Below are 24,329 nucleotides of genomic sequence, written 5' to 3' on the forward strand. Positions count from 1 at the left end.
GCCTGCCGCCAGCGTTCGTTCTGAGCCAGGATCAAACTCTCAAGTTGAATGTCAGGAAACCAATAATGGCTCCATAAAAAACCACTATTCCTTCACACAACCAGAAAATCTTCCAACATCTGTGCCAAAGCACAGAAGCTCAAGAATTAACTGACTGATATATGCGTGAACATATATCAAAATAACTTCACTCGCTTAAAAACAAGCGAAGCATGTTAGAGATAAGAAATAGTAGTCAAAACAGACTACCGTCCTCATCTCCCTTCCATATCTACTCTGTCAAAGATCAAAAACTTTCCTGAACCGGAACCCCAGTTTAAAACTGACTTTCTGCTATCAGGCTGTTGCCGGACCGGACTTTCGTCAGCGTGCGGCGGGGCGATCTGTATATGGTGATTAACACCACCATGTCAAGTTCAAATTTGAACTTTAGATCTAGTGTGACGAAGCAGCATTCTTGTCTGAGTAACAGTCAGTGACTGGTGTGTCAGGCAGAGCAGCGCGCCCCGTCGGTGAAGCGGTTTTTAGTGACAGGGCCGGGAAAACGCAAGCGCTTTTTTGCAAGAAAATGCATTTTTTTGCCCTGCGCCGCTAAAACCCTTGCAAACCCTAGGCTTTGCATCAAAGGGAATTGAACATGGTATCTGACGGATTATATTTGCATCCACGCGCAGTGGTATATATATAATGAATCTACACCGCCAGTACGGCCACTCAATAACTGAATCAGGGACCCAGAGTTTTGAGAATCGATCCTTCGAAAGATGCAATTCAGGCACACGAAAAATCTTCACATTCTTCACTGCTGTCTCTCATGCAGCCCAAAAAACTGTTAAAGACAGTTATTAAAGCGAGCGAGTCGCCCGCAGGGTTCGGTATTTTAGCACTTGTCGGCATCACAGCTGTTTTTCTGTATCAGACCGGCGCGTTTGAAGCGGCCTCTGAATCGCTCCAGAGTGAAACACCAGCCGCACCGATCATGGCAGAAACTGCACAGGCGTCGGAGATAGATAAGACGAAACCTGAAGAACCCTCCCTCCTCTCGCTAAGTCTACGTTCGGGTGAAACTCTTATAGAGGCACTATTACGTCAGGATGTGAATTCGCAGTCAGCTCACCGGGCAGTTGCAGAACTTTCCTCTGTTGCAGACATGAGACGCATCAGACCAGGCCAGGAAATACGAATCAAACTGTTGCAAGAAGCCAATACAGACGGGAAAACAATCGAAGAGCTACGTCTGCGCACAGCCTTTGATAAGGAAGCAACTGTCAAACGAACTGGTGAAGCCTATCAGCCTAGCGAAGAAGATATTAAAACGATCCAGCTGACAAACCTCGTTGAAGGCACCATTGAAGACAGTCTTTATATATCAGCACAAAAAGAGGGACTGCCAGCCCCTGTCATCGTGAATGCGATCCGCCTTCTAAGCTTTGATGTCGACTTTGAGCGCGAAATCAGAACCGGTGATACATATAGTGTCTATTATACCAGACGGTATGCACCAGAATTTGATGACATTGAAGAAGGGAAAATTCTGCGGATTAATCTGGGTATGCAGAAGCGAGAACTTGAAGGAACCCTTTATAGTGATTCTGAAGGCAGCGATTATTTTGATGCCGAAGGGAACAGCACACGGCGTGCCTTAATGAAAACGCCTGTGGACAAAGCTGTCATGACATCTTCATACGGCAAACGAAAGCATCCCGTTCTTGGCTACACCCGCATGCATAAGGGGGTGGACTTTCGTGCATACACAGGCACACCAATCATGGCAGCTGGCGACGGCGTGATCGAACGCGCCAACAGATACGGCAGTTACGGCAATTATATTCGTATTCGTCATAACGGTAACTATCAGACGGCCTACGCACATCTAAGCAAATTTGGCAAAGGCAGTAAAAAGGGTCGACGCGTCAAACAGGGTCAGATAATCGGCTACTCTGGTGCGACCGGACGGGTAACCGGCGCCCACCTGCACTATGAGGTGTATTATAATGGCAAGTCCGTCAATCCCATGAGCTTGAAACTGCCGTCAGGGCGCAAATTGCAAGGCGATGATTTGAATATCTTTCAGGCTCAGCGAGACACACTTATTGCGCAAATTGGTCAGACACGCGAAGCATACAGTATACTGGCGTCACTGGAGCCAGCAGGCCGAAGTACATCACGGACTGCAATCGGAGATAACTGATAAGCCGTGCATCATCCCGGGCAGAACTGCTGATTACAGGTGCTGCCCTGATTACATAATCTAAAAAATACATCAGCACAGCTGACTATAGAAACTGAAATCGTTGCTTGCCCGAGGGAGCCATTAAACAATGCAGATATTATCACGGTGCACCATCATAAATATGACTGCCTGCTTGGCCACAGTGTTCGCTGTATCCGCCACAGGTAACACCCAGGATAACGCAGCACCAAATCTAAAAGCATTTGAAATGTGCGTTAGCGTAGAAAGCGATTTGGAACGGCTGGCTTGTTTTGATGCTGCCGCAAAGACATTTGATTTCAAGAAGACCCAGAAGGTTCTTGATAATTCTGCACATATTCAAAAAGAGGCAGAACGTTTGCGAGCAGAAGCCAAAGCCGCGAGGGACGCTGAACAGCGACTGAAAGCAGAAGCTGAAGCAAAAGCCAAAGCACTTGAAGCACAAAAGAAAGAAGAATTTGGCAGAGCCGACGCAGAAGTTCGCACGGTCGACCTGATCGAAGACGAGATACTGCGCATTCACAAGCCTAAAGTTGGCGGCATCGTTCTTATGCTTAAGAACAGCCAGGTCTGGCAACAGGTGGACGGCAATCGTCCTGGACGAATCGTACCCGGCATGAAGGTCAAAATTAAAAAGACCCGCATGGGTGGATATTTAATGACAATTGAACTGTCCGGCAAAGTAATCCGGGTTAAACGGATTATCTAACCTATTCTGCATTTCTCTACCTAATTATGAAATACTGGTAAGAGCAGCCTTTAGGTTGCTCTTTTTTTATGTCTAAAGTTTATTAAAACACGCCTCATATCGGACAAATGTTATATTCTTTCACGCCATGCGTAACAAACTTGTGATATATTTCACACACCTTTGATTTAATGTGTTCGTTAGCTAATTTAAACCATTAATCTACCATTTCCCCTAACTGTTTAATTTGTTTAGAAATTCAGAACGGTATCAACGAACTAGTAAAAAAGTTCAGTACCGTACAACCTACTCTTTTGGTGTAGGGATTAACTTTTGGAAAGGAAATCAGAGTGACAAACACGAGCAAGAAACTCCGTCGTGCTGCCCTTATGGGAAGTACGGCTGCTGTTGCTGCTAGTTTCGCACTGGGACTGGGGGTAACGCCTGTTTCCGCGCAAGACGCCGACGAATCGACTGAGTTCGAGGAAGTTGTAGTAACAGGTTCTCGTATTAAAAATGCTAACATTTCTTCACCTAGCCCGGTGACGACAGTTGGCGCAGCAGAAATCGCAATCCGTGGTAACACGCAGATTGAAGACATGCTGACAACACTTCCACAGACAGTTGCGGCTGTTGGTGATGGTGACTTCTATGGTGACGGTACAGCAAAAGTTGACCTTCGTGGCCTCGGACCAGAAAGAACGCTTGTTCTTGTTGACGGTCGTCGTCTTCCATACGGTCAGGCGAACGCTACAGCAGCTGACCTGAACTCAATCCCATCAATGCTGGTTCAGCGCGTTGACATCCTGACTGGTGGTGCGTCCGCAGTTTACGGTGCTGATGCGGTTGCCGGCGTTGTTAACTTCATCATGAAGCGCGACTTTGAAGGTATCTCCATTGATGGTCAGATGAGCATCAACCAGGCTGATAACGATAGCGACCGTTTCAAGGCAATTCTAGAAGGTGGTGACCAGCCTGTTCCAGGTTCTAAATTTGACGGCTTCACTTGGTCTACAGATCTTATCTTGGGTGCTAACACTGCAGATGGTCGCGGTAACGTAACTGTTGCCTTTAACTATCGTGAAGCAAATGAAATTCGCCAAAGTGATCGTGACTACGCGGCTTGCGCGTTCGGCGGCGGTGATCCAGAGTACTACTGTCTGGGTTCTTCTACAACCAGCCCTGCGCGTTTCGCATCATTTGGTCTGGCAAACACTAACCAGTTTGACCTGATCCCATTTGACCCAACTACTGGCGAAAGCCGTAACTACCAGGGTTCTGGCTCACCAAACGATACATTTAACTTTGCAGCTACACAGCGTACACGTGCGCCATCTGAGCGCTTCGCACTGACAGTGTTCTCTCACTATGATTTGTCTGACAATGTTGAACTGTACCTGGACTTCTCATACACAAGCAACACGACACAGGGTCAGGTTGGTCCATCAGGTTCCTTCTTTAACCCAAGTCAGCTAAACTGTGACAACCCATTCCTTTCTGACCTGATGGTTGAAGAGATTTGTACAAAGAACGGTTTGAGCGGTGATGACATTGCAACTGCCTTTGTTGGTAAACGTAATGTTGAAGGCGGCCCTCGTCAAATGGACAACTACAATGATACATTCCGTATCACAGGTGGTTTCCGTGGTGACCTGAATGACGCCTGGACATATGATGTTAATGGTCAGTTTGCCAAAGTGAAAAACGGTCGCATGATGGGCAACGAGTTGATCGTACCACGTATGCAGAAAGCCCTTCTCGTTGGCACTGATCCTGTAACAGGCGAAGCAGTTTGTAAGTCTGTTCTGGACGGTTCTGACCCGCTTTGTGTGCCGTGGAATATTTTCCAGCCTGACGGAGTAACTCAGGAAGCTCTGAATTACATCTCTGTACCAACTTTCCGCGAAGGTCGTGTGGTTCAGAAAATCGTGAATGCTACTTTCACTGGCGATCTGGGTCAGTATGGCGTTTCACTTCCATGGGCAGAAGACGGCGTACAGTTTGTAGGTGGTCTGGAATATCGTAGCGATCACCTGGAACGTAATGCAGATGACTTCGTTCTGAACGATCTGATGTCAGGTTCCGGTGGTATCGAAGCAATTTCTGAAACTGTTACAGTGGCAGAATTCTTCGGTGAGCTTGCAATCCCTCTCATCCAGGGCGCAGAATTCGCAGAAGAGCTTTCTGCTACTGCAGCATTCCGTTGGTCTGATTACAACACTACTGGTACGTCCAATACTTGGGCTCTTGGTCTGACGTGGCAGCCAGTATCTGATGTTCGTATCCGTGCCCAGGTTCAGCAGGCAGTTCGTGCACCAAACATTTTCGAACTGTATTTGTCTCAGGACGAGTCACTGTTTGACCTGACTGATCCAGACGGCGATGGTGTATTTGACCCATGTGCGGGCTCAACCCCACAGTACACTCAGGCACAGTGTGCCCTTCAGGGTGTAACTGCATCTCAGTACGGTAACGTATCTGATAACCCAGCAGGTCAGTTCAACAGCATTACTGGTGGTAACCCAAATCTGGAAGTTGAGAAATCCAAGACTTATACTCTTGGCGCTGTCTTCACTCCATCCGCCATTGATGGCCTGAACATCTCTGTTGATTACTTTAACATTAAAGTTAAAGACTTCATCGGTACGATCCCTGCTAACCTGTCGCTCTCTAAGTGTTCTCTGGAAGGTGACCCATTCTATTGTTCACTTATCCAGCGTGACGCTGGTGGTGGCCTGTGGGTGAACGGCGACACGTCTTACGTACTTGCAACCAACATCAACACTGGTTCCATCAAGACAGACGGTCTTGACATTAACCTAGGTTACAACTTCGACCTTCCTGAGGGTTGGGGTACGATGAACCTGTCATATGTAGCAAGCTACATCATGAACTATAAAGTAGTAGCCCTGCCTGGTGAGCCTGCTTACCAGTGTGCTGGATACTATTCTGGTGAATGTCTAATTCCACGTCCAGAATACGGCCACCGTATGCTGGCAACTTGGACGACTGATGGCGGTATTGGCGTGAACTTCTCATGGCGTCAGATTGGCAAAACCAAACTATTTGGTGCGCCTGATGATTCCACAAGCCAGAATGCTGAGATGAAGACAATCAACTACTTCGACATTGCAGTGAATAAAGAAATCATGGAAGGCGTTAGCATCCGCGCTGGTATCAACAATATTCTTGGTACCCGTCCTCCTGTGACTTCATCACTTCCTGCGGGTCTTGGTACTGGTAACACATACCCAGGTCTGTATGACGTTGATATGCGCTATGCATTCGTAGGTTTCACTGCTGACTTCTAAGTCGACAGAGAATACTTAACGGTAAAAATATACGGCTACAGGCTTTCGGGCCTGTAGCTTTTTCTTTTGCAGCAACATAAACTTTTGTAAGCTACCACTATATTTGAGCCTTCTGATTAAACATGTGGGGAAATCATGAAAAAGACCATATACACCATCGCCTTAGTATCTTTTTGCACCACACTGTCTGTGAATGCTGCAGAACAAACTGGCCAAAACTTTGTTCAACAGTTTAATGCCTGTAAAGCTATCAAGGATCATGATGACCGTCTTGCCTGCTTTGACCAGTTGGAAGCACCTACATCTAATCTCTTTTCAGGAACGCAAGAATTAAGTCCCTCTTCCTCTAAAAAACCGACCCAACAAGAAAAAGAGGACGCCTTCGGTGTACAGAGCATTAAGAAAACTGAAGAGGTGAGGAAAAAAGAAGAGGAAGCCGAACTTAAGAAGATTTCCTCTACTATCGTAGAAGCTGGCAAGAACAGCACGGGTCAATACTTCTTCATTCTGGAAAACGGTCAGGTATGGCGACAATTACCAGCAGACACCGGTAGCGTAAGACTTCCCAAAAAACTCGATGGTGCAAAAGTCGAAATTACCCGCAAAATGCTTGGTAGTTTTTCCTTACGTGTCAAAGGACGGTCAGTACGTGTCTCAAGGCTAAAATAAACGAAGTATCATCATTTCATTATTATACTGGAAAAGTCATGCAACAAACTTCAGGTGCATATAATCCAAATGCTCTAGTTCAGGAGGGCATGAAAGCCTTACAAGATAAAAGGCCACAGGAAGCACATGCTGCTTTTAAAAAGCTGATAGATAACGGCACTGAAAATGCATCTATCTGGATGGCAATTGCATATGCATGTCGTGACATGGATGACAGAAGCGGATGTGCAGAAGCCGTTGATAAGTCTTTGGCACTGGAGCCTAGAAATCCTCGGGCATATGTTCTGAAAGCAGATTCTTTCTATAATGATGAAGACTTTCAGGCTGCCACTGCTTTTTATTTGAAAGCAATGAATGTAGCCCCTGATCCGAAAAACACATCTCCTGACCTGCAGGCCGAACTCGACCGCGCCCAAACACGCTTCACTGAGCTTACGACAGCTTTTGAAGACTATCTTGTGAACGGCATAAAGAAAAAGGCAGATGAAACAGGGGACGCAGGCAAGCGAATCTCCCGGTCCATCGAATATATGATTGGCAAAAAGCAGCCCTATTTCCAACAACCGAAAACCTATTTCTTTCCTGAACTCCCAAACAAAGAGTTTTATGAAGTTTCTGATTTTGATTGGGTATCTGAGCTGGAAGCGGCGACCACTGATATATTGCACGAGTTAGAAAATGCGATTGAGAACTCTGCTGACTTCAGCCCCTATCTGACAAGAAAAGACAATCGCCCGCAATCTGATCCCCACGGTCTTGCTGATAATGACGGATGGGCAGCCTTCTATCTTTATAAAGATGGCAATATCGTAGAGAAAAATGCCGCTTTGTGCCCCAAAACAATGGATGCCTTACAGAAGGTCCCCTTGCCAAAAATTACCGGCAGGGCACCAAATGTGTTGTTTTCCAGGCTGAGGCCTGGTGCCAAGATTCCGCCGCATACAGGCATGGTAAATACCAGGCTGATTGGCCACTTACCTCTAATCATCCCGCCAGAGTGCGGTTTCAGAGTTGGACATGACACGCGTGAATGGGAAGTCGGTAAGGTATGGTTATTCGATGACACGATCGACCATGAAGCATGGAATAATAGTTCTCAGGACAGGTATATTTTATTATTTGAAATCTGGAAACCGGAACTATCAACTACCGAAAGAGAACTGGTCTCCAAGCTTCTAATGAGTGTGGACGAGTATCATAATCACCGCCAAAACTGAACGTAACCCAAAAAGCACACCACTATGGAATCATCTATAAAATGAACTTTATTGACGACTCCGCCCCCCTGAACTTACTCTAAAGTTTAAAAATTGCACCTATGTCGCTTAAACATAGGCAGCTAAACAGTTTTTACTACTTATTAACTATAGTAGCAGCATAAACTTGTGACATATATCCCACACACCCGATGTAAATACTCATTCAGTAACAGCAGAAACTAAAAAGTTTACTGTTATCTTACAAATCAGTTCGGCAATGTCGGCTTAGCGAAAGAAAATTTCGCAAACGTACGGCAACGTCCGTGCATTCGAGTGCTTAGAACATATAAGATTAAGAAGAGGAAACGCAGAGTGTCTACACATTCTACTAGACTGCGTCGTGCAGCCCTATTGGGTAGTACGGCAACCCTCGTTGCCAGCTTCGCGCTGGGCCTGGGTGTCACTCCTGTATCAGCACAAGACGCTGATGAATCAACAGAGTTTGAAGAAGTAGTTGTAACCGGTTCACGCATTATGCGTCGTGACCTGACCGCTCCTTCACCAGTATCAACTGTTGGTGCTGAAGAGTTCCAGTTGACTGGTGCTCAGAACGTTGAGCAGGTTCTTGCAACACTGCCACAGACTATCCCTGGCTTCGGTGGTTCTTCAAACAACCCAGGTAACGGTACAGCAACTGTTAACCTGCGTGGCTTGGGTACACAGCGTACGCTGGTACTGGTAAACGGTCGTCGTTATCTCCAGTCAAACCAGTCGGGCGTAGTTGACCTGAACACCATTCCATCCACTCTCATCGAGCGTGTTGAAGTTGTGACCGGCGGTGCATCCGCAGTATATGGTTCCGACGCACTTTCAGGCGTTGTTAACTTCATCATGAAAGATGATTTTGAAGGTATGGAAGTTGGTGCACAGTATGACACTACGTCACACGGTGATGCTGAGAAATACAACATCGACATGACAATGGGCGGTAACTTTGCTGATGGCAAAGGTAATGCTACTTTGTATCTTGGTTACGTGAAACGTAAGCCACTGTTCCAAGGCGACCGCAAGTTCACTACTTTCGCTCTTGAAGACTGTGACAACGATGATCCGCGCAATGAATTCGGCGTTGGTGAAGGCCTTTGTGCCGGTGGTTCTTCTGGTGTTCCAGAAGCACACGTATTCGGCTCTGGCGTACTGAGCACAATCTTTGCACCAGACGGAAGCCTGATTCCATGGGTTAACTCTGGTCCAAACAACACACGCTTTAACTATGCACCAGACAACTATCTACAGCTTCCACAGGAACGCTGGATGGCGTCTTCGACGGCACATTATCAAATCAACGATAATGTACGCGCATATACTGAAGCAATGTTCGTGCACAACCGCGTGCCACAGGAACTCGCTCCTACGCCTGCCTTTACTACTGTTGAAGTAAACCCTGATTCACCATTCTTCGCGCCTGATGCGCAAGCTGCATTTGATGCAATCCGTTCTGATACAAACGGTGATGGTGTAGTCGACGGTGACGACAACGCTGTAGTATTTGTTGGCCGCCGCATGGTTGAAAACGGCCCGCGTCAGTCACTGGATACTCGTAATGGCTTCCGTGTTCTCGTTGGTTTTGACGGTGAAGTTGCAGAAGGTTGGAACTATGATGTTTCATATTCTTATGCACGCGTTGACTATACAAACCTGCTAAACAATGACGTTGCTGCATCTCGTTTCATCCAAGCGATTGCTGTGACTGATGATGGTACTGCGTGTCAGGACCCATCTGGTGGCTGTGTGCCTCTCAATATCTGGGGTGCCGGTAACATTTCTCAGGAAGCTATCGACTTCGTCAATGTTGGTGCTGCGAACGTAACTTCTATCACTACACAAAATGTGCAAGGTTTCGTTTCAGGCTCATTGGGTGACTGGACTGGTGCAGGTGATGTTGGTCTGGCACTTGGTGTTGAATACCGTACAGACAGCTCTGATAACCGTAACGACGAATTCCTGGCATCTGGTGATGTTCTTGGCTTTAACTCTGGCCAGAACACAGCTGGTAGCTATGACGTTTACGACATCTTTGGTGAGTTGGCTCTGCCACTTCTTAGCGATGTTGCCGGTGCGGAATCTCTTGAAGCATCTTTGGCTGCTCGTTACTCAGACTATTCCACTGCAGGTTCCGTATGGTCCTACGCAGCGGGTCTGACATGGGCTCCAATTGCTGATATTTCATTCCGTGCAAACTACCAGCGTGCGGTTCGTGCACCTAACGTGAACGAGCTCTTCGGTGGCCTGTCTAATGGCTTCCCTGGCGCGACTGACCCATGTGCGGTTACAAGCGAAGGCGTAGCTCCTGATGCATCATTGAAGTCACTTTGTGAAGCAACAGGTGTTGGCGCTGGTCTGTTTGGCGTATTCGGTCAGGCAAACGCACAGATCGAAGGTCTGTTCGGTGGTAACCCTGATCTTCAGGAAGAAACTTCTGATACCTGGACATTCGGTGCAGTATTCACTCCAGAAGCACTTCCAGGCTTCACTGCTACTATCGACTATTACAAAATCGACATCACTGATGCGATCTTTGTACTTGGTGGCGGCGTGAACAATGTACTGGACGTTTGCTACAATGTTGTTCAAGACGTTAACAGCCCGTTCTGTCAGGCGATCACTCGTCGTGCAGACGGTAACGTTGACAATGTAAAAGTTCTGAACGCTAACATAGGTGCTCTGAAAACTGAAGGTATCGACCTCCAGATGAACTATTCTACAGATGTAGAGTGGGGCTTCTTCGATGGCGGTTCAACACTTGACTTTAACTTCATCGGTACGCACGTGATGGAAAACTCCTTCATCGCTACTAATGAAGGCGAGCTCGCAGAAGATGTTGTTGAGTGTGGCAACACATTCGGTGAGACTTGTGGTGAACCAGATCCAGAGTTCCGCTTTAACCTGCGTTCTACAATGACGAATGGCCCAATGTCACTGTCATTGAACTGGCGCTGGATTGGCTCATCTAAAGTTGATGCAATCATCAACGGTGATGACCCAGCTGGCTATTCTATACCAAAACTGAAGTCCAAGTCATACTTTGACCTGTCTGGTACATATGATGTCAATGAGACACTTCAGCTGTACGGTGGTGTTCGTAACCTTCTGAACACTAAGCCACAGTTCCTTGGTACTGATCAGTCACAGGCGAACACATACCCAGAGACATACGATGCTATCGGCATGCGTATCTTCCTCGGCGGTAAAGTACGCTTCTAATCTGAAGTCAGATACAAAACACAGAAAGCGGGCTCATGTAGCCCGCTTTTTTTATTCACTGCAGGTCGTCAACCCCTTACAATATGATATATTTGACTGTTAGGCTTACGCGCCGGATGGCTTAAAGGCCGTAATGATCCAGAGCAGTCAAAAGGGGGACCAGTTCTGTTTGATAATGACGCCAACGCCCTATCCCCTTGACATTAATGGGTTGCCTGACCTGCAGTTCGCTGAAAGTGAAGCTGGTGTCATTTCTTGTGTGAAAATCAAGCATGCTATCAGACCATTCCAGGCCACAAAAAGCGACAATTCTGCGTGCCTCTTGTTCTGGATTTTTGGCAAGCTGTTCATATGAGACGTCCATAATGCGTGTTGGGCAGACCTCTTTCCAATGCTCCATCAAAAGAACACTTTGGTGATACATATGAGCAAGCCATTCCTGATCACAGGAGTAAGGATGACCATCCGGGAATTGACGGCTGAAGATAGACTGGCAAACATCCCGTGGGTCACGGCGCATATAGATAATAGGACTATCCGGAAATGTCTGTGAGATCAGGGCAGCATGTCGAAAGTTATGCGGCATTTTATCCGTTATAAACGGTGTGCTGCAGGGGATAGACGCCCGGTATTCTTTTGCCAGCACTGCCCAGTCCGCGGGATGCATTTGTCTTGGTTGCGGACGTTTCCCGCGTTCCACATCCCAAAAATAGCTGGCGGCAACCATTTCCATGGTTTCAAGCTCTCCCCCCATCGTGACCGCCTCATCGCCACCAAGAATTTTTTCAACAAGCGTAGTGCCTGATCGCGGCATCCCCAGGATAAAAATTGGCGTGAAAGTACGATCAGCTTGCCCCTTGCCATCACTGTCGGGCCTTGCCGCAGTGCTATAGTCGCCTATAGGCGGAAAATATCGCCGTAAGCGCTCGTAATATATCTCTGTCGCCTCTGGGTCATATACAACCCCTTTGGCGCTCAGATCCTCTTTTTGCAGGGCATTCGCCAGCAGAAAGGTCTTAGCCGCAGCCGTGTAATCCTTCTGCCGTTCCTGCATTCTCCCCAGAGAAAACGCCATTAATGATCTGTCGTATATCTGGCCCTGCCCTATAGAAAGCTGTTCGTCACAATCTTGAATCAGTGCTGATAAATCATCCTCGTCTGCCAGATCTGCCAAATATTGCCAAGCCTGGCCGTGGTACCTTTTCTGACACAACGCAGACCGCAGATACTGTTTTGCCAGCGCATAGTCGCCGCTTAGCCGTGCACACTTTGCTGCGATGGTGTAAGCAACTGCCGAGGTTTCTCCTTCTGCCAGCGCCTTTTCTATAGTCGCCGTTGCTTCGTGATGCATTCGCCCCATCAAATATAAATCAGCAAGCGCAAGCGTATCAGCGACATCATATGGTTTTAGCTTCATATAGGTATGAAAGGCTTCAACTGCTAAATCGTACTTTCGCAGATAGCCGGCTGCTTGGGCCAGTTCGCGCCAGACGGCGGGGTCATCTTTAATGTGTTTTGTCACGGCCATCAGGGCATCAAGTGCAGTTCCCCAGCTTCCAAGTGCCGCATGGGAACGGGCGAGATGAATGACCACCTTTGGATCAGATTGATCAAGGGATGCCACTGCCTGTATAGCCTTATGCGGTTCATGCAGTTTCAAAAGTTCTGTAGCCGCCATAAGGGTCAGTGCCGTATGCCCCCTTGCCAGCTCCACCGCTCTGGCAAAACCATCAATCGCCTGTTTTGTCAGTCCTAACTGTCGGTAGGCTGATGCAAGGTTGACCAAGATTTCGGGTGAATTTGGGGCCCCCGCCCTTGCCTTTTCCAGAAACGATTTTGCCGTGTCATATTCTTTGCGCTGCAACGCAATTGTGCCAAGACCGTACAGTGCATCAACATTTTCTGCCTGTTCGTGAAGAACGGCATCGTAAGCTATTTTGGCATCATCCAGTTTTCCTGCGTCATGAAACCTGAAAGCCTGCTCTAGATACTGCACATCAAATCCCCATAAATCTAATAACTACTTTTACATGCACCGCGTGTAAGTTACAAAAGAATATAGACTGAAATGGGGTAGAAACTTGGACCAACATTTTGCAATCAATCCTGAATTAAATGCTGCTGGGCTTGCCCCATCTTATGCAACAAGCAAGAGATTACAGATACAAAACTTCTTAACAGAAGAGTCCGCACAGCATTTGTACCACTGCCTTGCCAATCAAGTACCATGGGGTTTCGCCTATCAGGATGACGGCCCTAAATACAAACGTGCTGAAGAACTGACAAAAATGAGCCCCGCTGACCAGAATGTTCTGTTACAGCGACTGTATAAGGGGGCACAAAATGGCTTTCAGTATGCCTATAATTGTTACCCTATACTCGATGCTTACTTGCAAAAATGGGGACAAGTCCCCCTGCTTGATCGCTATCTGGAGTTTCTGAATGACCAACCGATGCTGGATTTCATCAGAACGCTGACAGGCAGAAAGGACATCACAAAAGGGGATAGTCAGGCAACCCGCTATGGCCCCGGGCAATTTCTGAAATATCACACAGACGATGTGGTAGAGGAAAAACGAGTAGCCGCCTTTGTTCTTAATCTAACCCCCAAATGGGATAAAGACTGGGGCGGGTATCTGCAGTTCTATGATAAAAGCGGCGATATTGAACAAGCCTTTTTGCCGCGGTTCAACACCCTCAATATCTTTACGGTCCCACAGGATCACAGCGTTAGCTATGTTGCCAACTATGCTACTGGTCAGCGATATGCCCTAACGGGGTGGTTCCGCTACGGTTAACTGTCTCTACGCCAGCGGGGATACATCGCACGGTGTCGTCATACGATATTCTTTGGATGTGAAGGGATATGTACCGTGCCATGTGTAAGACGGGAATAGAGCACACAAGCCCACCTCCGGGCAAACTGCCTTTGCTACATGTTGGCGTTCGTCACCCAAATCCAAACCGGTTTCGCCAAATTTGACCCATCCTGCCTTGTTTGGGTCATCCTTACGAATGACGGACGGCACCTCAATATAGGTCGGACCTGACAGCCAGCCTTGCGGGTGAACATGGTTCACATGAAACCCTTCGCTTTTCAGCCTGACAGACCAGCTACCTGTGAAACGGAATCCATCTGTCTTACGGGATAGAAACGGGTGCGTAGGATCATCCGGCAGTGAACGTATATACTCCTGGATACGCTTCTCAAGTACCTTTCGGTAATCCTGAATAACCTGAATATCCTGAAAAAGTAACCGCCCAGGCGTCTGTGTCCCACCTCGCAGGCTTTGATCCAGCGGGTTTCTTTCTGTTGTGTGCATTTGGACAAGCGCCGACCGAAGCTCGGACCAGAAATGGTCTGCACAGTCATAGCCTTCGGGCGTATCAAGAACCGATGCCTGTACAAAGGCATCATAATTATTTAACCATGCAGCCCTGTCATCCCCGGTAAATCGCCAGACCAGCCCCTTGAAGGCCCACATTTCCTGATCCAGCGGGTCAGCCATTTCCGCCACGGCGATATGGCTTTCCGCTTCCTTATAGTCTTCGCGCTCAATCAGATGGGCCGCCAGATCAAGTCGGTATCTGCCAACGTCAGGCTCCAGATCAATAGCCCGGCGGAAATGCTCCATGGCTAAATCTTTCTCGCCCTGACGCTCAGCAATAATTCCCAGCCCGTGATAAAACCCGGACGCATCACCAAGCTCGGCAATCGCAGTCTCAAGAACGGATTGTGCTTCTTCCCTGCGTTCCGCCATATTCAGCTGATTGGCGAAAGCAGTACGCAAATGGACATTCTTTGGGTCGGCCTTGATGCACATCTCATAAGACTTACCAAACTTTTCGTTCTGTCCGTGTTCCCAATATAGCTTATTCAGTGCTTCATGCGCCATCAGATACCCCGGGTTCAGGCCAATTGCTATACGCAGTTCTTCGTCAGCTTCCTCGGTTCGTCCTGCATCATACAGCGCACAGGCATTATTGAATCTCAGTTCCGGTATACGTTTTCCAGCATCAAGTATAGTTGTGTAACACTCCAGTGCAGCCTCGGTTTTTTGCAATAGCCGCAGCGTAACTCCTTTGTTATGCCAGGCACGAAAGTTAGACGGATCAAGCGCAATTGCCTGATCATAACAGGTCACAGCTTCTTCAAGACGGTCTACTGCCTTCAGCGACACACCCTTCGCTGTATAAAACTTAGGAAGCGACGGCGACAAAGCAATCGCGCGGTCAAATGACTGAATGGCAGCGGTATGATCGCTTTGAGCCTGCAATGCCAACCCCATATTGAACCATGCATCTACAAACTTTTCGTCCTGACGCACCGCTTCCTGATAAGAGTTCACAGCTTCGTCAAATCGGCTAAGTTCTTTCAAAAGGTTGCCAAGGTTATTTAAAACCTGCGGCTGGTGGGGGCTATGTCCCAGTGATTGCCGGAAAAGCTGCTCCGCTTCCAGGGGGCGGTTTTGCTGCTTTCTGACAAGCCCTAAAAAGTGCAAACCATTTGGTTCATCCGGCGCTTGTGACAGTGCGCTCAGAAAGGCTTTTTCTGCGACGACCAAGTTCCCCTGACGCAGGGCACCGACGCCCTGCTGCAAAACTGATTGTACCATCGCAGATGACATTTTACGGCATCACCATCCTAGAACAACAGCGTGTTTGGATCGTCAATTGGGCTGCGTTCATTGGCACGCAGAAAGCCTTTTATAATTCTGATAAGCTGCCACACAACCACGGCGAACAAGATCAAAAAACCAATGCCAACAATCATGGTAAGAACACCAACGATTGCACCAATAATACCGTACCAGAAAGTACGTATCTGATAGGACAGATGTGACTGGATAACACCGTCAACCTGACCGGACTTAAGATGCGCAATGATAACACCGACAAGGGCAAATAGCCCCCCTGTCAGAATGCCTAGCGCATACAGACCATAGACAATCATGACGATGTGCCACTGGCTTTTCAGTTCCTGATTTTCCATATTCGGTTCCTTCCCGCTAAATATCGAAAAATCATACAAAAAGGGAGCAGCGAATACTACTCCCTTTCTTTTGTCTTTTCTGACTTTTAGACGCAAGGTTACGCTACGGCTTCTTCCTTACCTGCCACAGATAAAAGAAGCTGACCGTCCCCGGCTGTGCTCTGGATATGATCTCCGGAAACAACCTCACCGCGCAAAATCATATCAGCCAACGGATCCTGCAAGTATTTTTGCACAGTCCGCTTCAGAGGCCGTGCACCGTAAACCGGATCATACCCCGCATCTGCCAGCCATGTTTTCGCACTCTCATCCAGATCAATGGTAATCTTGCGGTCGTCCAGGAGCTTCTGCAAACGTGCAACCTGAATATCGACGATACCTGTCATATGCGCCCGTGCAAGACGGTGGAACAGGATCACTTCATCAAGACGGTTCAGGAATTCGGGACGGAAAGCACCACGCACAACTTCCATAACACCGTCACGAACAGATTCCGTATCTGCCCCTTCTGGCATTTCCGCAAGCAGGTGTGACCCAAGATTTGACGTCAGAATGATCATAGTATTGGTGAAATCCACCGTTCTACCCTGACCATCTGTCAACCGGCCATCATCAAGAACCTGCAACAGCACGTTGAAGACATCCGGATGGGCTTTTTCCACCTCGTCAAACAGTATCACCTGATATGGGCGTCTGCGCACTGCCTCAGTTAGGACACCACCTTCCTCATAACCAACATAGCCTGGAGGCGCACCGATCAGACGGGCAACCGCATGTTTCTCCATAAACTCAGACATATCGATCCGCACCATCGCGGTATCATCATTAAAGAGAAACGCTGCAAGTGCCTTAGTGAGCTCGGTCTTACCTACACCGGTTGGTCCAAGAAACAGGAAGCTACCCAGTGGCCTGTTCGGGTCTTGCAGTCCTGCGCGCGCACGGCGTACAGAATGCGATACCGCAGTCAAAGCTTCTTCCTGACCGATAACGCGCTTGCCTAAAGCCTCTTCCATATTCAGAAGCTTTTCCCGTTCGCCTTCCAGCATTTTGTCAACCGGCACACCTGTCCAGCGAGAGACAACAGATGCAATATCCTGATCTGTCACTTCTTCCCGCAGCATGGATGATTGCTCCCCGTCTGCAGACAGGACATTTTCCAATTTTTGTTCCAGGTCCGGAATAACACCGTGCTGTAATTCGCCTGCACGCGTATAGTCCCCTTCACGCTGTGCTCGCTCCAGCTCAACGCGGGCAGCTTCCAGCTTTTCTTTCAGGGTTTTATCGCCTGCAATCTTGTCTTTTTCTGACTGCCAGCGAATAGTCAGTTCCGTTGATTTCTGCTCCAGATCGGCCAGTTCTTTTTCAAGGTCAGCCAACCGGGACTTAGACCCTTCATCCTTTTCCTTTTTCAGGGCTTCGCGTTCGATTTTCAGCTGTATGATACGGCGGTCCAGTTCATCAATCTCTTCCGGTTTGGATTCTGTCTCCATCCGCAGGCGACTGGCTGCCTCATCCATCAGATCAATTGCCTTATCCGGCAGGAACCTGTCCGTGATATAGCGGTTTGAAAGCGTTGCAGCTGCAACAATTGCGGCATCTGTAATCCGGACACCGTGGTGCAATTCATACTTTTCCTTCAACCCGCGAAGAATGGAAATGCTGTCCTCAACCGTTGGCTCCTGCACCATTACAGGCTGGAAACGGCGCTCCAGTGCAGCATCCTTTTCCACATACTTGCGGTATTCATTCAGCGTTGTTGCACCAATACAGTGCAGTTCCCCACGCGCAAGCGCTGGTTTCAGAAGGTTGGATGCATCCATCGCACCATCTGTTTTACCGGCCCCGACCAAGGTGTGCATTTCGTCAATAAAGAGGATGATATCCCCTTCACCGTGCGAGACTTCCTGCAGAACACCTTTAAGGCGCTCTTCAAATTCACCGCGGTATTTCGCACCAGCGATCAAAGCCCCCATATCAAGCGCCATAATCTTCTTGTTACGCAGACTATCCGGCACATCACCGTTCGCGATACGCAGTGCCAACCCTTCAGCAATGGCTGTCTTACCGACACCAGGCTCCCCAATCAAGACCGGGTTATTTTTAGTCCGGCGGCTTAGCACCTGAATCGTACGGCGGATTTCTTCATCCCGGCCAATGACAGGATCAAGTTTACCGTCAAGCGCACGCTGAGTCAGATCCTGTGCATAGCGTTTCAGCGCATCATACGCATCTTCGCTGGATGCGGTGTCCGCTGTACGGCCTTTTCTGACTTCGTTAATTGCTTTGTTCAGCGCTTCGGCTTTCAGGCCGGCTGATTTCAGAATGTCGCCAGACTTACAGTTAGACGTCAGCAAAAAGGCAAGCAGCAAACGCTCTGCGGTAACGTATTTGTCTTTCGCTTTGTCCGCTACTTCTTCCGCCTTGGCAAAAACCTGTGCGGTCACAGGATCAAGATGCAGTTGCCCTGCACCAGTCCCTTCCACTTTTGGAAGTTTGGCAAGGGCTGCTTCTGTTTCCCGAAGGGCAACATCCGGCTTTGCGCCAGCTTTTTTCATTAAATTTGCTGCCAGTCCTTCTTTATCATCAAGGATCACCTTCAAAAGGTGTTCTGGCGTAAAGCGCTGATGGCCCTCGCGCAGAGCGAGAGATTGTGCGCTTTGAATAAACCCGCGACTGCGGTCAGTGAAACGTTCAATATCCATGTGTTTAAAACCCCATGATTATATGGCCCTTATATGCAAGCGACCAATGTTTACAATATGATAGCACCCATATGTGGCATGCCATTATAAATTATGTGGTGACTCTTTCGTCTGACTGCAAGTACCCGGATGCAGAAATACAACATCAGGCATGACAGACAGTTTTCCATGGATTAGGCTCTTACGTGGGACGTAAGGCTATATCATCATTATCATGTTTGAGGGGGAGTTCAGAGAATGGAATATCAAGGGAAAAACGCCTTTATCACTGGCGCTGCATCCGGTATTGGCTTTGCCATTGCCGAGGCTTTCGCAAACCGCGGCACAAACATACTGCTGGCTGACATAGATGCAGAAGCTCTGGAAGCTGCGAAAAAGGCATTATCACCGCACGGCGTCCATCTCGATACATATGAATGCGATGTCGCAAAGCCTGAAAATCTGCAAAAAGCGGCTGACTATATGACCGATACATTTGGTCATATTCATTTTCTCGTCAACAATGCGGGGGTAGGCCTAAGTGGGGCGGTTGGTACAATTGATACAGAGGACTGGCGCTGGATTGTGGATATTAATCTTCTGGCGGTCACGCTCGGCTGTGAAATATTCCTGCCGCGCATGCAGGCTCACGGAGAATCTGGGTACATCATCAATACCGCTTCGATGGCAGGTCATTTAGGCGCGCCCGAGATGCCGCCTTATGTAGCAACCAAGTTCGCGGTCGTTGGGTATAGCGAATCTCTGCGCGGGCAATTATTAGATAGCACAATCGGGGTTAGCGTACTGTGTCCTGGCTGGGTCAATACCAATATTCACACAACGCAGGCCGGAAGCCCTTCCCGCAACCGCGCGGGCGCGCCCCCTGCGGCACCTTCCCCCGACGACATTGCCCGTTTCAAAGAAATGGAAGCTGTTATCCGAAGTGGCCTGGCACCAGAAAAACTGGCCAGATGGGTTCTGGAATGTATTGACCAAAACCGATTCTATATTTTTTCCGCCCCGGAAATGCGTGGTTTTCTTCAGGAACGTGCCCAACAAATTGACGAAGACTATGCAGCCTGTGACACCTGGTTTGCTAACAGCAGTTCTGATACCCCCTGATAAGGCGGCCTACTGCAGGCATGGTTACAGACATGAAAAAAGCGGCCACCATTTCTGTAGCCGCTTTTCACATAAACTGTATCTATTGGCAGATTAGGCTGCTGCCTCGTCAGAGCCGGGTGTATCACCGTCCCCGTCTCCCTCTGCTGGCTTAACCTTCCTCGGGCGCCCGCGACGTTTCGGCTTATCTTCATCAACCGGAACCGGCTTGCTCAGGAAAGGTAAATCAAGCTCAGGGTGTCCTTGCGCCTGAGTTTCTTCACTATCAACCTTATCCTTGGCCTTAGCCTTTGGTTTTTGACGCTCCTCTACCGCATCATCTTCTTCACCAGAAGTTACCTGATCGTCATCTTTCCTGGGTCGGCGCCCACGCGACGTAGAGCGACCACGGCCCCGTCCGCGCTGCGGTGCTTCACCGTCAGTATCAGCCCCTGCTTCCTCGGTATTTTCAACGTCATCAGCCGCTGTTTCATCAACCTGCCCGTTCTCGTCGTCATCAGCCCTGTTATCACTGCGATTACGATTACTCTGCGGCTGATTACGCTGCATTTCATTCACCAGGCGTTGATAGTGGTCAGCAAACTGAAAGTAATATTCCGCTGTTACACGATCACCAGATTGTAATGCTTCACGCGCTTGCGTCTTGTATTTTTCAAGATGCTGCTTCGGGTTACCCCTGACTTTAATATCGTTGCGATTATTACCCGCAGAGCCTTTAGAGTGTTTCCGCTGTGCATTGCGTGCACGGCCTTTTCGGGCGTTTTGTCCTTGCTTCATAGGATATCTGTACCAATTTTTTTCTGAAATCAGCCCCAAGCCCAACCCACCAGAGTCAGCTTATTATCCAAGCCAGTCATACCATTAAGGAGAGTGTCCTCTAAATCTTAATCAAAAGATTGCATTGCTTGGGACCTCTTGACACTAGCGGCATAGCCGGCAGTTTCCAAGCATTAATTTAATTTTTTGGACAAAAACCGCTCACAACACGGTCATTGCCGGCCAAATCCTTCATAACCTCAACCGATTGATAGTGATTTTGCACAAACATGGCACTAACAGCCTTTGCCTGTTCGAATCCAATTTCAACGGCTAGCAAACCACCGGGCCGCAGGTATGTGGCCGCCTGCGTGGTTAGTATACGGTACGGAGCCAATCCATCCGGCCCGCCGTGCAGTGCACCCGTCGGTTCAAAGTCGCGCACGTCTGGCATCAACCCTGTCATTTCATCGGTTGTAATGTACGGCGGGTTGGAAACAATACAGTCATATCCGTCTTCTAAAACAGGGACACCAGCAAACCAGTCTCCTTGAATGAAGTCTGCCATATCGGCAATCCCTAGTGCCGCAGCATTACCTGCCGCAACTTTTAGTGCCGCCTCGCTAATATCAATCCCGACACCGCTAAAACGACCACTTGTACTGCGTGCCTTCAATTCAGATAGCAGTGTCAATAGAATGCAGCCTGTGCCGGTGCCAAGATCAGCCAGCACGCCCCCCTTAGCTGGAAACTGTGCTCTCTTTAACGCCACATCAATCAAGGTTTCCGTGTCCGGGCGCGGAATTAGTGTTGCAGGCGTAACAGAAAAATCTCTGCCGTAAAACTCCTGCGACCCCAGTATATAGGCCATCGGCTCAAACTGGGCCCTGCGATCAACCACTTCAAAATACCGTGTGGTTTCTTCTGTTGAAAGCACATGGGTGCCTTCAAGAAAAACCTTATGCCTTGGCCAGTCCAGAATATGGACCATTAGAATTTCTGCCTCGTTGCGCGACCCTTCTATGCCTGCCGCTTTCAGACATTCGCCTGCTTTGCCAACCGCACTCCGAACCGTCCAATCAGACAAATTCCTCAAAAACCAGCCTCCATCGCAGATAGCTTCATTGCCTGATCTTCTGCAATGAGAGCATCCACAACTTCTTCCAGGCCCTCACCGGCTAACACTTGCTCCAGTTTATGCAGGGTCAGTCCAATGCGGTGATCTGTTACCCGGCCTTGCGGGAAATTATAGGTTCTGATCCGTTCTGACCTGTCCCCGGAACCAACTTGCGACTTACGGTCGTCTGCACGTTCCTTGGCCAGCTTCTCACGCTCCATGTCATAGAGGCGCGCCCGCAAAATCTGCATGGCTTTTTCCCGGTTCTTATGCTGGGACTTTTCGCTTTGTGTCACCACAACACCGGTCGGCAGGTGGGTAATACGCACCGCAGAGTCGGTGGTATTTACGTGCTGCCCCCCAGCTCCAGAAGACCGCATGGTATCAATTCTAATATCCTCATCGCGGATTTCGATATCAACATCTTCTGCTTCGGGCAGAACCGCGACGGTTGCCGCAGACGTATGAATGCGGCCACCGGATTCAGTGGTTGGCACGCGCTGCACCCGGTGTACGCCCGATTCAAACTTCATTTTCGCAAACACGCCTTTACCGGTGATATTGGCAACAACTTCTTTGAAGCCACCAACATCTGCGGCTGCACTTGAAATCATCTCTACTTTCCAGCCCTGGGACTGTGCATAGCGTTCATACATGCGGAACAGGTCGCCTGCAAAAAGAGCTGCTTCATCACCGCCAGTGCCCGCACGTATCTCAAGAATAGCTGACTTTTCATCCGCAGCATCCTTCGGCAATAACTTGATCGACAAAGCCTGCTCCATTTCGGGCAAACGTTCTTTCAGGTCATGATACTCAGACTGCGCCAATTCTTTCATCTCGGCGTCCTCAGCGCTTTGCACCATCTCCTGAAGGTCTATCAGTTCCTCTCTTGCTTCACGAAGGGCTTTCGCAGCTTCGACAACCGGACCAAGTTCGGAATATTCCTGGCTTAGCTTGACGAATTCCTGATTGGAAAACTCATCTGGCGTTGCAAGAGAATGCTCCAGATAATCATATCTTTCCAGAAGCTGGCGAATACGGTCTTCAGTGATCATTCAGCATCTCCTGACATGATGGGAGCAAGGACGGTTTTCAGCATATCAAGCGCAACATCGGTCTGCTCACCGCTGTCCAGATCTTTTACCTGTGCAACCCCTTGTTCCAGCTCATTATCCCCAAGGATAATGGCAACACGGGCATTATTTTTATTGGCCCGGTTCAGGCGTTTTTTCAGATTGCCCGAACGGTCCGCAACAACATCAAACCCGGCATCGCGCAATTCTTCTCCAATTGGAAACGCCTTTAATGTCGCGGCCTCACCCATCGGCAGCAAGACCACAGACCGCGCAACAGCCGGTGCTGCCTTCATCAGCATGGCAAGCCGTTCAATACCGCCCGCAAATCCTACACCTGGCGTGGGAGCCCCCCCAAGCTGGCTAACCAGACCATCAAATCTGCCACCTGCCAGAACTGTACCCTGCGCCCCAAGCGCGGTTGTGATAAATTCAAAAACCGTATGGTTATAGTAATCAAGTCCCCGTACCAGCTTGTCATCCATCACATACGGAATACCAAGGGCTGTTAATCCGTTTTGAACCGATGCGATAAAAGCCGCAGCTTCTTCGGTCATATGATCCTCAACACTTGGTGCATCCTTGATTATCTCACGGTCGCCTTCATTCTTGCTGTCTAATATTCTGAGCGGGTTCGTCTCCAAACGACGCTGGCTATCCTCAGACAGATTGTCTTTATGCTGGTTCAGATATTCCACTAGCGCCACTCTGTACTGTTGGCGACTTTCAGCATCCCCAAGGCTGTTTAGGTGCAATACAGTATCGTCGGCAATACCTAACTGTTTCATCATCCGCCATGCCAGCGCGATCAGATCCACATCTGTTTCCGGGCTGTCTGCGCCCAGAATTTCAGCGTCAATCTGGTGGAACTGGCGATACCGACCTTTTTGGGGACGTTCATACCGAAAGACCGGTCCCCATGCCATTAACCGTTGCGGCAAAGATTGCTGCATACCGTTGGAAATGAAGGCGCGACAAATCCCGGCCGTAAACTCAGGTCGCAGCGTTACTTCTTCACCACCCCGGTCTTCGAAGGAATACATTTCCTTGGAAACAATATCCGATGCCTCCCCAAGTGGGCGTTTAAACACCTCTGTAAACTCAAAGATTGGCGTCTGGATTTCTTCAAAACCATACTGAGTTGCAGTTGCTTTGAAACAGTCAACCACCGCAGCCATGCGGCGGGCGTCTTCCCCATATATATCGCGCGTACCCCGCGCTGGTTGGAGTTTGGACACAGATTT

General features: G+C 48.7%; 16 protein-coding genes. 8 read left to right on the forward strand and 8 right to left on the reverse strand.

Annotation, left to right across the window (positions count from 1 at the left end; translation table 11 throughout):
* Window positions 1-742: 742 nt before the first annotated feature.
* From IE181_RS00005 to IE181_RS00030, 6 genes are all read left to right on the forward strand, one after another.
* Window positions 743-2,191, forward strand: a complete 1,449-nt coding sequence (locus IE181_RS00005; RefSeq protein ID WP_191249515.1) for a M23 family metallopeptidase — start codon at window positions 743-745, stop codon at window positions 2,189-2,191.
* A 130-nt stretch (window positions 2,192-2,321) separates the two neighbouring features.
* Window positions 2,322-2,921 carry a hypothetical protein gene (locus IE181_RS00010; RefSeq protein WP_191249516.1) on the forward strand — a complete coding sequence of 200 codons (600 nt, stop codon included), beginning with the start codon at window positions 2,322-2,324 and terminating at the stop codon, window positions 2,919-2,921.
* Between the two features lie 329 nt (window positions 2,922-3,250).
* The gene (locus IE181_RS00015) at window positions 3,251-6,211 is read left to right on the forward strand and encodes a TonB-dependent receptor plug domain-containing protein (RefSeq protein WP_191249517.1); all 2,961 of its coding nucleotides are present in this window, start codon (window positions 3,251-3,253) and stop codon (window positions 6,209-6,211) included.
* A gap of 135 nt (window positions 6,212-6,346) precedes the next feature.
* Window positions 6,347-6,880: a hypothetical protein gene (locus tag IE181_RS00020; RefSeq protein WP_191249518.1), complete on the forward strand. Its 534-nt coding sequence runs from the start codon at window positions 6,347-6,349 to the stop codon at window positions 6,878-6,880.
* A gap of 38 nt (window positions 6,881-6,918) precedes the next feature.
* Window positions 6,919-8,097: an aspartyl/asparaginyl beta-hydroxylase domain-containing protein gene (locus IE181_RS00025; protein ID WP_191249519.1), complete on the forward strand. Its 1,179-nt coding sequence runs from the start codon at window positions 6,919-6,921 to the stop codon at window positions 8,095-8,097.
* A 354-nt stretch (window positions 8,098-8,451) separates the two neighbouring features.
* Window positions 8,452-11,343, forward strand: a complete 2,892-nt coding sequence (locus IE181_RS00030) for a TonB-dependent receptor domain-containing protein (RefSeq protein ID WP_191249520.1) — start codon at window positions 8,452-8,454, stop codon at window positions 11,341-11,343.
* A gap of 121 nt (window positions 11,344-11,464) precedes the next feature.
* On the opposite strand, the gene IE181_RS00035 is transcribed toward IE181_RS00030, so the two are convergent.
* A complete protein-coding gene (locus IE181_RS00035) occupies window positions 11,465-13,339 on the reverse strand; it encodes a tetratricopeptide repeat-containing sulfotransferase family protein (protein ID WP_191249521.1) in 1,875 nt (624 codons plus the stop codon).
* Window positions 13,340-13,424: 85 nt separating this feature from the next.
* Here IE181_RS00035 and IE181_RS00040 point away from each other — a divergent pair, with 85 nt between their 5' ends.
* On the forward strand, window positions 13,425-14,141 hold the full coding sequence (locus IE181_RS00040) for a 2OG-Fe(II) oxygenase (protein ID WP_191249522.1): 717 nt from the start codon (window positions 13,425-13,427) through the stop codon (window positions 14,139-14,141).
* A gap of 6 nt (window positions 14,142-14,147) precedes the next feature.
* On the opposite strand, the gene IE181_RS00045 is transcribed toward IE181_RS00040, so the two are convergent.
* From IE181_RS00045 to clpB, 3 genes are all read right to left on the reverse strand, one after another.
* Window positions 14,148-15,971, reverse strand: coding sequence for a tetratricopeptide repeat protein (locus IE181_RS00045; protein WP_191249523.1), 1,824 nt, complete (start codon window positions 15,969-15,971; stop codon window positions 14,148-14,150).
* 17 nt (window positions 15,972-15,988) lie between these two features.
* The gene (locus tag IE181_RS00050) at window positions 15,989-16,336 is read right to left on the reverse strand and encodes a DUF4870 family protein (RefSeq protein WP_191249524.1); all 348 of its coding nucleotides are present in this window, start codon (window positions 16,334-16,336) and stop codon (window positions 15,989-15,991) included.
* Between the two features lie 98 nt (window positions 16,337-16,434).
* Window positions 16,435-19,038 (reverse strand): ATP-dependent chaperone ClpB, encoded by a 2,604-nt coding sequence (clpB, locus tag IE181_RS00055; RefSeq protein ID WP_191249525.1) that lies wholly within the window; start codon window positions 19,036-19,038, stop codon window positions 16,435-16,437.
* Between the two features lie 237 nt (window positions 19,039-19,275).
* Here clpB and IE181_RS00060 point away from each other — a divergent pair, with 237 nt between their 5' ends.
* A complete protein-coding gene (locus IE181_RS00060; protein ID WP_191249526.1) occupies window positions 19,276-20,139 on the forward strand; it encodes an SDR family NAD(P)-dependent oxidoreductase in 864 nt (287 codons plus the stop codon).
* A gap of 93 nt (window positions 20,140-20,232) precedes the next feature.
* Here the strand turns inward: IE181_RS00060 and IE181_RS00065 are convergent, their stop codons facing one another.
* From IE181_RS00065 to hisS, 4 genes are all read right to left on the reverse strand, one after another.
* Complete coding sequence (locus IE181_RS00065; protein ID WP_191249527.1) at window positions 20,233-20,916, reverse strand: DUF4167 domain-containing protein; 684 nt, start codon at window positions 20,914-20,916, stop codon at window positions 20,233-20,235.
* A 178-nt stretch (window positions 20,917-21,094) separates the two neighbouring features.
* The gene (gene prmC / locus IE181_RS00070; RefSeq protein WP_191249528.1) at window positions 21,095-21,991 is read right to left on the reverse strand and encodes a peptide chain release factor N(5)-glutamine methyltransferase; all 897 of its coding nucleotides are present in this window, start codon (window positions 21,989-21,991) and stop codon (window positions 21,095-21,097) included.
* Window positions 21,988-23,067 carry a peptide chain release factor 1 gene (prfA, locus tag IE181_RS00075; RefSeq protein WP_191249529.1) on the reverse strand — a complete coding sequence of 360 codons (1,080 nt, stop codon included), beginning with the start codon at window positions 23,065-23,067 and terminating at the stop codon, window positions 21,988-21,990. The genes prmC and prfA overlap by 4 nt, the downstream gene beginning before the upstream one ends.
* A complete protein-coding gene (gene hisS / locus IE181_RS00080; protein ID WP_191249530.1) occupies window positions 23,064-24,323 on the reverse strand; it encodes a histidine--tRNA ligase in 1,260 nt (419 codons plus the stop codon). Before hisS ends, prfA begins: the two co-directional genes overlap by 4 nt.
* Window positions 24,324-24,329: the final 6 nt, after the last annotated feature.

The sequence above is a fragment of the Kordiimonas sediminis genome (assembly GCF_014656395.1).
GTDB lineage: Bacteria > Pseudomonadota > Alphaproteobacteria > Sphingomonadales > Kordiimonadaceae > Kordiimonas_A > Kordiimonas_A sediminis.